Origin of the sequence: Vogesella urethralis (assembly GCF_007644045.2) — a bacterium.
Lineage (GTDB): Bacteria > Pseudomonadota > Gammaproteobacteria > Burkholderiales > Chromobacteriaceae > Vogesella > Vogesella urethralis.
The window spans coordinates 1-237 of record NZ_VMDW02000001.1 but is presented as its reverse complement, the minus strand read 5'-3'; the positions used below and the strand labels follow the sequence as shown (position 1 = coordinate 237).

1 protein-coding gene is annotated in these 237 nt (G+C 68.4%); it reads right to left on the bottom strand.

Going from position 1 to position 237, the window contains the following annotated elements:
- The coding region (locus FLQ03_RS00005; protein ID WP_420855641.1) for an ABC transporter permease subunit at positions 1–237 on the bottom strand (237 nt) is incomplete at both ends.

The window sequence follows — 237 nt, the reverse complement described above, 5'->3', positions numbered from 1 at the left end:
CCCGTTCGACAGCACGCCGAGAATCACCGCCCCGACCAGGGTCCCCAGGGCATTCGGCTTGCCGGACCCGGCCAGCGAGAAGCCGATCCACGCCGCCGCCACCGCATCCATCAGGTAACCGCCGCCCGCGTTCACCTGCGATGAGCCAATACGCGAGGCCAGCAAAATCCCGACCAGGCCCGCCAGCAGGGAGGCAATCACGTAGGCCGCCACCTTGTAGCGCGTGGTGCGAATCCC